Annotated in this window: 8 protein-coding genes and 1 tRNA gene; 2 read left to right on the top strand and 7 right to left on the bottom strand. The window is 62.1% G+C overall.

The genetic code is table 11. The annotated features are described in order from the left end of the window. Positions 1-11 precede the first annotated feature (11 nt). The 3 genes from NO878_RS03390 to NO878_RS03380 form a co-directional block, all read right to left on the bottom strand. Positions 12-1,307 carry an McrC family protein gene (locus tag NO878_RS03390; protein WP_256404551.1) on the bottom strand — a complete coding sequence of 432 codons (1,296 nt, stop codon included), beginning with the start codon at positions 1,305-1,307 and terminating at the stop codon, positions 12-14. After that, the gene (locus NO878_RS03385; RefSeq protein WP_256404550.1) at positions 1,300-3,834 is read right to left on the bottom strand and encodes an McrB family protein; all 2,535 of its coding nucleotides are present in this window, start codon (positions 3,832-3,834) and stop codon (positions 1,300-1,302) included. Before NO878_RS03385 ends, NO878_RS03390 begins: the two co-directional genes overlap by 8 nt. Before the next feature lie 242 nt (positions 3,835-4,076). Next, a tRNA-Arg gene (locus NO878_RS03380) sits at positions 4,077-4,151 on the bottom strand. Between the two features lie 257 nt (positions 4,152-4,408). Here NO878_RS03380 and NO878_RS03375 point away from each other — a divergent pair. Together NO878_RS03375 and NO878_RS03370 are read left to right on the top strand one after the other, a co-directional pair. Continuing rightward, positions 4,409-5,020 (top strand): RAD55 family ATPase, encoded by a 612-nt coding sequence (locus tag NO878_RS03375; RefSeq protein WP_256404549.1) that lies wholly within the window; start codon positions 4,409-4,411, stop codon positions 5,018-5,020. A 38-nt stretch (positions 5,021-5,058) separates the two neighbouring features. Further along, positions 5,059-5,481, top strand: coding sequence for a CoA-binding protein (locus NO878_RS03370; RefSeq protein ID WP_256404548.1), 423 nt, complete (start codon positions 5,059-5,061; stop codon positions 5,479-5,481). Positions 5,482-5,485: 4 nt separating this feature from the next. Here NO878_RS03370 and NO878_RS03365 read toward each other — a convergent pair whose 3' ends face one another. The 4 genes from NO878_RS03365 to NO878_RS03350 are packed head-to-tail and all read right to left on the bottom strand — an operon-like array spanning position 5,486 to position 9,656. Next, on the bottom strand, positions 5,486-5,797 hold the full coding sequence (locus NO878_RS03365; protein ID WP_256404547.1) for a DUF5798 family protein: 312 nt from the start codon (positions 5,795-5,797) through the stop codon (positions 5,486-5,488). 46 nt (positions 5,798-5,843) lie between these two features. Further along, positions 5,844-6,890 carry an ABC transporter permease gene (locus NO878_RS03360; protein WP_256404546.1) on the bottom strand — a complete coding sequence of 349 codons (1,047 nt, stop codon included), beginning with the start codon at positions 6,888-6,890 and terminating at the stop codon, positions 5,844-5,846. Beyond that, positions 6,883-8,763 carry a PrsW family glutamic-type intramembrane protease gene (locus NO878_RS03355; RefSeq protein ID WP_256404545.1) on the bottom strand — a complete coding sequence of 627 codons (1,881 nt, stop codon included), beginning with the start codon at positions 8,761-8,763 and terminating at the stop codon, positions 6,883-6,885. The genes NO878_RS03360 and NO878_RS03355 overlap by 8 nt, the downstream gene beginning before the upstream one ends. Next, the gene (locus NO878_RS03350; protein WP_256404544.1) at positions 8,760-9,656 is read right to left on the bottom strand and encodes an ABC transporter ATP-binding protein; all 897 of its coding nucleotides are present in this window, start codon (positions 9,654-9,656) and stop codon (positions 8,760-8,762) included. The genes NO878_RS03355 and NO878_RS03350 overlap by 4 nt, the downstream gene beginning before the upstream one ends. Positions 9,657-9,720 lie beyond the last annotated feature (64 nt).

Genomic DNA, 9,720 nt, shown 5'->3' with positions numbered 1-9,720 from the left:
TCGTGAAAGGACTACAGTGCTTCCCCAACCGCGTTCAGATACTGGCAAGCACTCTCTTCGAGAGTTGTGGCATAGTCGTCGTACGTCTCTACGTCGGGATTGGTTGCGAGTTCGATCGAACGGAGCGAGTAGGTTCCCATCACACTCGACTCTTTCCGCTCACCACCCGTCTGCGGATAGACGATTGCACCAGGTGCTTCGAGGGCCAAAATGTACGACGTCAGTTGGTACACGTCGCCTGACGAGGTCGATCCCGTTTTCCACTTGGCGTCAGCCACAGTAACCGGTGTGCCGTCGTCACGAGTGACGAGTATGTCGGGGCGCATTGATACTGCGTGTGGGCCTTCAACCACGTTCGGTATCGAGGCCTGCCCTGCTACCTGGAGACCGTCAAGATTCTTCGCCGCCGCTCGGAACGACCGTTCGACTATCCGTTCGAACACGTCGTTCATATTGACGAATAACGCCAGCGAGCGTCGCTCCCCCGCCCGGACGTCTTCGAAGAACTCGCGTGCGAGGATTAATCGCGCCAGTTCGAGCAACGCCTCGTAGTGGTCGTTCAAACGGGAGAGCTCGATTCGCCGGACATCGGCCATCGAGACCGGTTCCACGGAAACGAATTCCCGAAGCTGTTGCTCCTGGTGCTTCAGTCGGCTAGATAACTTCTCATCTTGAACGAGCACCAAGAGAATCCGTAATGAGGCGAGAACAGCCCGGTTCAACAGGTTGTCGGTAGTGAATTCGTCGTACTCGACAGCGAAGTTGGTCGTCACAGCGGCCGGTCGCTGGAGCTGTCGCTGTACGTCTATTCGGCCCTGAACGTGCTCTCGAATATCGCGCGTCCGAGTGTAGTTACGGTGAAGTCCTTGATCGAGGACGGTCTGTAGCTCTGCTTGGAAAAGCACGCCAAGTGCATCGAAGAACGATGATGCACTGGTGAACGACGTTTCGAAGTCAAACGTATCCACGGGAGTATCGAACGCGTACTGTAGTGCCCAGAGCAACCGGGTTACCGTTTGTTTTGGCGTTACTTCGATCTGTAGCCCGCTGGGAAGTGTGATCGTCCCCACGTGAGAACCGGTTTCGATGATCACTAGGCCGTCGCTGGTGAAGGCGGTTTCGAGCGGTGTCGTCTGGCTTATATCATCGAGTGACTCTAAGAACGTGATGTCTTTCTGGCTGAGGTCGATGGGGTGAGTGCTGTCGTGTTCGTCGAGGGAGACGATGTCTCCATCACGGGTCGGTCCGGCCTCGCTCTCTGCTTGGATCGGCGGACCGAGTTGGCCGATGGGAACGAAGTCACTCATCCCGGAACGACCGCGCTTCTTTCGCGAACGATCGAATCCCCTCTTCGAGAGTCGTAATCGCTTCCTCGGCGAGTTCGTCTATGGCGAGGGTAGGTTCATTGAATGAGCCATTGTCTCCTGCGTCCGGGTTCCAGTTGTGCTCGTAGCCGTCGATGTCGTTGAAGACGCGGCCGGCTTGTTCGATGAACTCGCGGGTGAGTGGGTTCTCATCCCGGTTGTGCAACCAATTCCACCGGAACCCAATTTCTCCCTTTTCGTCGATTTTGATGATTCCGACACCGGGATCGACATCGTCTGACTTCACCATCACAGACGCATTGTGCTTGCCTCGGCCCGCGTCCAACCAGCCAATCTCGTCACCAGCGTCGAGTACTCTGTTGATCTGTGCTGCCGATTCGCTGTCAAGTGTCGATGTTAGTCGCTGACGGAACGTCTCGGGTGTTCGTTCGCCGGCAGCCCACGGGTCTTCTGCATCCTGTTGTACTGCTCCGGTAGCGCCTCCATTGGACTCTGCAGTTACAGATCGAGGAAGCGGGGCGGGGTCGTCTATACCCGCGAGGGCACATAGTGCAAGATACAGCTCGTGTACATCGAACGATCGAATCCGTTCGGTGTCCCAGTCTACCAGTCGATCGCCCGTCTCACGCAGGAGTTCGTCACGAAGGCGCTCGAACTGACCGAAGTAGTATTCCTCGAGTTGTGGGAGAATGTCGTACCGCCAGGCATCGGAGAACGCACTCGCCGACTCGTGGTTGAGAAGGTACGTGTGTCCCAGCTGTTTCCCCTTCCCGAGCTGAGGGGCTGCCAAGATACGGTCATTCAGCGTTCGCACTGCGAGAATACTCACGCCCAAGAGTCGCTCCCTAGGTGGGACTGCATCAGATCGCTCTGTGACAGCGCTTCGTGGATCAGTCGTTACGGTGTCGTACTCGTCGAACACCGACTCCAGATCTGGGGGAAAGTCGATGAACCGGAACCGCCGTCGAAGCGCAGTATCGACCAGCGCAATGGACTGGTCGGCCGTGTTCATCGTCCCGATGACGTAGAGGTTCGATGGAATCGTGAACGTCTCCCCCGAGTGGGCGAGCTCGGTTTCGAAGCTATCCCGCTTGTCGGCTTCGAGGAGCGTGATCACCTCACCGAATATCTGCGCGAGGTTACCGCGGTTGATCTCGTCGATGATGAGAACGAACGGTGGTGATGTCTCACCGTCAGCGGTTGCTTGCAGGGCGTCGGATGCGTCCCCGGCGATTTTCTTCAGGACGCCGTCTTCGACTCGGTAGGAAACGCTCCCGGACTCAGTCGCATCGGCAGTCAGACCCTCGATGAAGTCCTCGTAGGAAAACGACGGGTGGAATGTGACCGACCGAACCTGACTCTGTGTCGGCTCGCCTTCAGTTCGCTCGTTCACCCACCAGTCGGCGAACCGCTTCGCCTCGAACGTCTTACCCGTTCCAGGCGGACCATAGAAAACGACTTGCTTCGAACTCTTGAGTTGACGCTCGACAACACCAGCTATCGGTGGCCGCTCGGGCCGGCTCGGTTCGGTGATTCCATTGAGCGTGTGGTAGCTCTCGAGGACCGACTCGAATTTCGAAAGCACAGCTCCGGCAGTCACCGCTTCGTCGGTTATCCGTTCGAGGTCACGTTGCTGTTTCCACTCCCCATCACGTTTCTCGTCGCCTACGTGGAGGCCGTATGAGAGACGATCACCGTGGAATCCGAGATACAGTTGGTACGCTTCGGTCTGGCTCTCGTGGGTGGCTGGAAATATCGCTAGCCAAGCGAAGTCGTCCAGCTTGTGACGGGGCTCTGAATGGTTGACGATATGCTGGGTCGACTCCTGTGCGCCACTCTGCTCGAGGAAGAAGTTGGATAACGTCCGAAGATAGGCGTTCAGCCGAGGCTTGTAGTAGTCGTAGTATAGCTGGCCGACCGTAGTGAACGGTCTATAACCCTGAGCGATGTTCTTCTCGTGTTTCTCGTTCTCTTCCTCGATGAATGTGGCTAGTTCGTCAGTCGTCAACCCGCTATCCGACGTAATCGACTGAAGCGCTCGGTAGCGAACCCGGTTGATCTTGTCGTCGCCTTGGTACTGGTTCGCTTTCGCCTTCAGATAGGGGCTTGGAAGGCGTCGAATCGCCTCGCAGAAGCTGTTCGGTTCACTGGCTTCCCCTTCTTCGATCTCATCTTGAAGTTCCTGTCGGTACTCGTGAATACGGCGTGATGTCTGTCGAATCGATTGTAAGAGGAACGTTGCGAAGGATTCCGGCACTGGGTCGGTGCCGATGTGTTCGAAAAACCGTTCTAGGTCGGCAGGGTCGATATCGAAGCGATACTGATCATTGAGACTTGCTGAAAGACGTCTGGTGAAGGTCTGATAGAGGGCGCGTTTTTCCTCGGCTGTTAGCGTCTCGGTCGTATCGACAACTGCGTCGTTCAGTTGTTCTTCCCTCGCGGGCCCCCAATCAGCGAAATAGCGTAGCACTCCCCGAAGTGCGGCCTCCGAGTAATCTGTCTCCTCCATCGCACTCGGAACCGAAACGAGGTGATACGCGTTCTTCAGTTCTTGCGTATCAAAGTAATAGCCCTCAATTTCGAGCGTACTTGGCATCTACAAAAAGATGTGTACTCTCTGGGATAGGTGTTTTCGTAGAGGGAACGTCGATGGCGTCGACTACTGTGTTTCGATTGTCTGAAGTAGGCAGTCGAAATACAGTGGCTTCCTAAAGATGACCTCTCGCACAAATTGAATCCGTTGAAGACGAATGGGCGCTGCAGGATTTGAACCCGCGACAATCTGGTCCGAAGCCAGATACTCTGTCCAGGCTGAGCTAAGCGCCCGTGTTCTAACGAAACTCGACGGCCGATGATAAATGACGCGATTTGCGATGGACATCGCAGGAGCACGGTATCGTCCGGGCCGAGTGATAGGGGTGGGGACGGTTTCTCCGCATCGAAGCCTCATCCTCCGATTCTACGCAATCAAAAAGAATATTACCGGCTCACTATATGTTCATACTACCTCATGATTTCCGGTGAGCTGTGTCGTCCGCAGGGAGTGGTTTCCCTCCATCTAGTGGTCCCCACGAGGGTTCGTGATGTATGACCTTGGCCCGCCGCTCGGTGTCGAGGTCGAAGCGGGGACCAACCTCCTTCTCTCCGGTCCGGCGCTCACCGGCAAGAAAAGCTTCGCCTTCGACGCACTAGCGACCGGCATCCGCAACGACGAGGGTGCCGTCGTCGTCAGTAACACCGACGGCGCCAAACGCGTCTTCGAGGATCTCGGTGAACGCGTCGACTACGCCGACCGTCCCGTCGCGGTCGTAGACTGTGTCACCAGACAGCAGGGTGTCAACGAGGTCCGCGACGATACGCAGGTCCGCTACACTTCTTCGCCCGTGGACATGACTGGCGTCGGGATCAAGTTCTCCGAAATCCTCGAAGAGTTCTACGAGAAGCAAGGTGTGGAGCGAAACCGGGTGTTTCTGGACTCGCTGTCGACGCTCCTGATGTACTCGGACCTCCAGACGGTGTTCCGCTTCCTTCACGTCTTCACCGGGCGCGTCCAGAGCGTCGACGGACTCGGTCTCTACGCCATCGACTCCTCGGCCCACGACGACAAGACCATGAACACGCTAAAACAACTGTTCGACGGCGTGATCGAGACTCACGAGGACGGCGAGCCGACGGCGAACCTGCCTGAGCGGTAGCGGGCGATTCTTGATCGCGGGTCGCCTACGCCACAACCATGACTGATACGACTGACGACGACATCGAATCGCTCCTCAACGTCGACACCATCGCCGTCGTCGGCTGTTCGGGAACGCCCGGCAAGGCAGCCCACGACGTTCCGGCCTACCTCCAACGACAGGGGTACGACATCGTCCCGGTCAACCCGAACCGCGAGGAGATCCTCGGCCGGCCGTCGGTCGATAGCCTCGCCGAGGTTGGTGCGGCGGTCGATTTGGTCGACGTGTTTCGACCGAGCGAGGCAGTGAGCGGCGTCGTCAGCGACGTGCTGGAGCGGGTCGCGGCGCGTGACGACGTCCAAGGCGTCTGGCTCCAGCGCGGGATCCGTGACGACGACGCGGCCGCCCGCGCCCGCGAGGCTGGACTGCGCGTCGTCCAGGATCGCTGTCTGAAGGTCGAACATCGGCGACACAGCGAGTGAGGGGTCAGGCGTCGGTGGTGGCGTCAGCCGCGTCACCGCCGTCGCTTCCTTCCTCGGCGGCGACTTCCTCGGCGTCGACGACGTGGACTTCGGCGGTGATCGCTTCCACGTCGATCCCGCGTTGCTCGGCGAGTGCCTCGAGGATGGCCCGCTGTTCGGCTAGTTCGCGGTCGAGTTCGTCGACCCGGTCCTGTGTCTCGACGACCGTTTCGCGCATCTCGCTCACCTGTTCTCGAAGCTTGTTCAGGCGGGCGTAGACGTCTTCGGCCATGTCGGCGACCTGCTGAAGCTTCTTGGCGGTGCTTCCGAAACCCATACACGACATCTCTCGTGCGTGCCTTGAGTGTGTTTCGGGGTGGGAGCTACTCGTCGACGTCGATCCGCGGCACCGTTCGCCGGAGGCCGAGGTAGGCGGCGACCCCGAGGACGACGTAGCCAGCGACCAGCAACGGATACGTCGGACCGACGCTGTCCACGGCGAGGCGGGCGACGGAGTTGACGGGGTTCACGGGGAGGAGCGTCGCCCCGCCGAAGGCGACGAGGACGCCCACGGAGTAGAGAAACTGGGCGGCCCGGCGGTCCGGGGCGAGCAGGGCGATGGTCGCCGCAAGTGTGACCACGAGGAGAGCGAGTGCGGCGACGACGACGAGCACGGCGACGGGGTGGCGAACGCTCGTCCCGTTGAGATCCAACAACGCGACCCAGAGCGCCGCCTGCGCGGGGGCGAGTCCCACCGCGGCCCACACCTTGCCGTCGACGATGTCGACGGTCGAGACGGGGGCGACCCGGAGGAGTTCGAGCGTCCCGCGTTCGACCTCCTCGGTCAGCGAGTCGACGGTCATCGACCCGCTGATGAAGACGGGGAGGAAACAGAGCAACGGGAGCAACACGGTGTAGCTGAACCCGTAGTACGGCGAGGCGCCGCTCCGCGGTGGGAGGCCGAGCGGCGTCGCCGACAGCTGCGCGGAGCGGTCGGCCCGCTCCACGCGCTCGAACGTCGACAGCGCGTCGCGCAACTGGACGACGATGATCGTCGTACGGACGTTACCGTCGGGGACCGTCGCTGTGACGAATACCCGGCCCGCCCGCCGGTCCGCGAGGAGGATGGCGTCCACCTCCCCGCGGTCGAAGGCCGCCCGCGCCGACGTCTCGGAGACGTAGCGCGTCCCCGATATCGACGGTCGCTCGTCGACGGTCGCCAGCAACTCGTTGCTCGCGTCGCCGGTGACGGCCACCTCCGTCTCGAAGCCATCGACGCTTCCAGGGTCGTACAGCGAGACGAGGCCGACGACGAGAAACGACGAGAAGGCGGCGATGAACAGTTGAATGAGCAAGGCGAGGACGATTGTCTTCTCGGAGCGCAGCGTCGCCAGTTCCCGCCGGGCGATGGTCAGGCGTGGATCACCCAAGGACACTCACCACCGCGAAGTTGTACGCCGCATGAAGCAACGTCGCGGGCACGAGCGCCGCGAAATACCAGTTACGGGAGCGACTCGCCCCCAGCGCCGCGATACTCGTCGTCGTCGCGTGGAGGACGAGGGGGGCAACGAGGAGTCCGAGGGCGGCCGCGGAGCCGACGCCGACCGGCGTGAACGCCGCCTGTCCGAGCGCCAGATCCGGAAGCCCAACGAACTGGACGACGGCAGTGAGCTTCTCGCCGAGGAAAAATCCGAGTCCCGAGAGCGAGCCGAGAATGAGTGCCGTCCGCAGGGTGCGGCGGTTGGTGAAGTCGTTTTCGAATCCCGCGTAGACGTGGACGCTCTTTGCGACTTCCTCCACGCCGGCGACGACGAGCAGGAGGAGGGGAATCGAGACGTCGACGGGGAGGACAAAGAGGACGGCGATGGCGAGGAGTTCGACGATGAAGACGAAGGGGATAGCGAGCGCGCTCAGGACGGCCATAGAGCGCGGCCCAGCGATTCGGCTGTCGAGCGCGTCAAGGAACTTCAGCGGGACGGGGCGCTGTGTGAACATATCCTCCTCGCGGTAGACACCGACTCCGAGGGTGAAGAGGACGGCCGCGCCCACGTAGAAGGGGCCGGTCGAGAAGGCGTACTGGGCGGCGGTGACGCCGGTACCCTGCAGGTCGTGGACGACGAGCGTCAGCGGCGAGATGAGGGCGATTGGCGTCACGTTCGTGAAGATGGCGGGGACGAAGGCATAGGAGGTGAGAAAGACGGAGATGGTGACGGTGACGAAGGTGAGCTCCTTGAACGACCGGGCGAACATGCCGCCGACGAAGGTGGCCGCAAGATAGAGGGCGGCGATGGGGGCAACGGCGGCCACGCTCGTCAGGCCGCCGCCGATGGCGAGGGCGATGACTGCGGTCAGGCCCACCAGCGTCGCCAAGTACGGCAAGGTCTTGCCCGCGACGATAGCGGTCGGAGAGACGGGCGCGACCAACAGCAGTTCGCCCCGTCGGTTGATCCGTTCGTTGAGGATGCTACTCCCGTAGGGCTGGATGACGAAGTTCATCGGCACGAAAAAGACGAACGCGAGGACGAGTGCGCCGAAGGGGAACGGCGGCGAGATATCGGCCGGCGAGCCGGAATTGCCGCCGCCCAGGAGACTCCCGCCGAGAAACGGGACGCCGAGCGAGCCGTCGGTGCCGCCGGTGCCGCCGGCGGTGTCTGCAGTGTCGTCTGCTCCTCCGTCGCCGCCGTCGCTCCCACCTTCGCTTTCGCTCCCGTCGTCGCCACCGCTGCGCGTCTCGTCGCCGGACGCGGGGTCGTCGCCGGCTACGCCGCCGGTCCCAGCGCCCGTTTCCGTCCCGGAGCCGCCATCGGCGACAGCGCCCGGGCTACCCCCACGGTCGGCGTACCGAAGCGTGACGACGACCGGGAACGCCGCCGAGACGTTCTCCTCTGCCTCCATCTGATTTAGGTTGTGCCGTCGAACGGCGCTCCGGAACGACGACAGTGCGGCCTCGGCCTTCCGCGAGTCGGCAACGTAGAACTGGTCGTCGCGGACGACCACCTCGACGCTGCGGCCGAGCGAGCCGAGGTCAGGGGGTCGCGCCGCGAGTGCCGGACTCTCTCGAACCACCTCGTGGTAAGGGCTGTCGGCCGCGACCCCGATCCGGTAGACGTCGCGGTCGAGGGCGGCGCCGCCAGTCGCGAGGGTTGCACCGCCGACCGCTCCCGCGAGCAGGAGAGCAACGAGACCGAGCGCCGCCGTCCGTCGGTCGACGACGCCGGCGCTTCGCCCCACCTCCCAGCGGGCGATACGGGCGACCGCACGGAGACCGTCGCGGAGTCGGTCGGACGGCGGCGGCGCCGTCACTGCGCCCCCCGCGGGCCGTCGACCGTCTCCGCGGCCAGATCCAGGAATATCTCCTCCAGACTCGGCTCGTCGGTGCGAATATCGACTACCTCGCCGCCCGCCTCGCCGGCCGCCTCGCGGACCCGCTCGACGGCCGCCATGTCCGCGACGGTGGTGACGTGGCGGTCGCCGGCCGGGTCGGTCTCGAACGCGGGGACGGGAACCGACGTGAACACGCGGTACTCGGTGGTGCCGTACCGTTCCCGAATCTCGGGGACGGTCCCGCGGGCGACGATTTCGCCCCGGTTCATGATCGCCACCCGGTCACAGACGCTCTCGACGTGATAGAGGTTGTGCGCGCTGAACAGCACCGTCTTGCCGGCGTCACGGAGTTCGCGAACGAACTCCAGGACGTAGTTGGTGGTCAGTGGGTCGAGTCCGCTCGCGGGTTCGTCGTAGACCAACACGTCGGGATCGTTCACCAGCGACCGGGCGATTGCGACCTTGCGTTTCATGCCCTTCGATACGTCGCCGAGCCGACGGTCGCGGTGGTCAAGTTCGAGACGGTCGAGGGTCTCTTCGATCCGTTCGGTCGCCGTCTCGGACGGCACGTCGTAGAGGTCAGCGAAGAAATCGAGATACGAGCGGGCGGTCATGTCCTCGTAGAGCGGCGATTCCTCGGGGAGGAACCCAAGCGAGCGGCGCATCTCGGGGTCCTCGGCGTCGAAGCCCGCGACGGTTGCCGACCCAGCCGAAGGTTCGATCAGCCCGGCGATCATCTTCAGCGTCGTCGTCTTTCCTGCGCCGTTCGGGCCGACGATGCCGAAAATCTCGCCCCGCTCTACGTCGAACGTGCTGCCGACGACGGCGGGGAAGTCGCCGTATGTCTTCCGGAGGGAGTCGGCCTCGATCATCTCTCGGAGTGACGGCCGGCGGCGGGTTAAACGCACGGCCCGCAGAATCAGTCGTGATTCTCAC

Source organism: Haloplanus ruber (assembly GCF_024494725.1).
GTDB classification, from domain to species: domain Archaea; phylum Halobacteriota; class Halobacteria; order Halobacteriales; family Haloferacaceae; genus Haloplanus; species Haloplanus ruber.
This window is presented reverse-complemented; position numbering and strand designations above follow the sequence as displayed.

Excerpts from the sequence above, each read along its gene's own strand:
- NO878_RS03350 (WP_256404544.1), bottom strand. The coding sequence starts at position 9,656 with ATGATCGAGGCCGACTCCCTCCGGAAGACATACGGCGACTTCCCCGCC.
- NO878_RS03385 (WP_256404550.1), bottom strand. The coding sequence starts at position 3,834 with ATGGAGGAGACAGATTACTCGGAGGCCGCACTTCGGGGAGTGCTACGC.
- NO878_RS03370 (WP_256404548.1), top strand. The coding sequence starts at position 5,059 with ATGACTGATACGACTGACGACGACATCGAATCGCTCCTCAACGTCGAC.
- NO878_RS03375 (WP_256404549.1), top strand. The coding sequence starts at position 4,409 with ATGTATGACCTTGGCCCGCCGCTCGGTGTCGAGGTCGAAGCGGGGACC.
- NO878_RS03365 (WP_256404547.1), bottom strand. The coding sequence starts at position 5,797 with ATGGGTTTCGGAAGCACCGCCAAGAAGCTTCAGCAGGTCGCCGACATG.
- NO878_RS03390 (WP_256404551.1), bottom strand. The coding sequence starts at position 1,307 with ATGAGTGACTTCGTTCCCATCGGCCAACTCGGTCCGCCGATCCAAGCA.